This window comes from Shigella sp. FC1967 (assembly GCF_001743005.1).
GTDB lineage: Bacteria > Pseudomonadota > Gammaproteobacteria > Enterobacterales > Enterobacteriaceae > Proteus.
Genome location: NZ_MIIZ01001140.1, coordinates 1 through 681, shown reverse-complemented (window position 1 = coordinate 681; position 681 = coordinate 1). Strand labels below are relative to the sequence as shown.

Genomic DNA, 681 nt, shown 5'->3' with positions numbered 1-681 from the left:
TTTTTGTACTCTTCCTCCAGTTCATTGAGAACGCCCTTCATTCTGTCAATGATCTCCCGAACTTCATCTAACGGGAGCCCTCGCAACAGGGTGCGAATGCGGCTTTTACGCTTTAACTCTGCGATTATTAACTCTCTACGTTCAGCCGCTGATAGCGTAGAGAACTCCTCGTGGTCTTTCATGTCATACGGAGCCCATCAGTTTTCCTTTAAGTGAATCACGTTGAGAGTTCAGTTTTGCGTCAGCCTGCACTGGCGGATTTTGATGCTGTGCAGGTTGACTCTCTGAACCCTGTTGCTGAAAAGACCCAATGTTGCCAGAAAATCGAAGAGAATAAAGACCCAATAGAGCAAGGGCGCGGAGCCGATCACTACGCGCCTTATGCTGCATCTGGGACAGTTCACGATAGAGCTCCGGAAAGGCTTGCTCCGATATGTTCAGATTAGATATTTTTCCATCCCATTTGCTACCAGCCACAACGACCTCCTATCTATCAGCCGCAGAACCAGAAGCCCCTGGCATTGGATGCCACGGATTCGTTGGGCAGTACAATCCTGCTCTTAGGGAAAAGCTCCCTGGCCGCATCTTGGTAAGCCTCGGCACCGCCACCAGCCAGCAGAACTACGTCAGCATCCATCCCGTCCTCACGCATTGACTTCCGCATAGGGATCAAGGCGTTTT

1 protein-coding gene and 2 pseudogenes are annotated in these 681 nt (G+C 50.5%); all 3 read right to left on the bottom strand.

Going from position 1 to position 681, the window contains the following annotated elements:
* Positions 1-182 (bottom strand): annotated as a pseudogene (locus BHE89_RS19355) (DNA-binding protein); the annotation flags it as partial.
* Position 183: 1 nt separating this feature from the next.
* Entirely contained in the window at positions 184-477 is a 294-nt protein-coding gene (locus BHE89_RS19350; RefSeq protein WP_069369947.1) for a hypothetical protein, read from the bottom strand.
* 16 nt (positions 478-493) lie between these two features.
* Positions 494-681, bottom strand: a pseudogene (locus BHE89_RS19345) (ParM/StbA family protein); the annotation flags it as partial.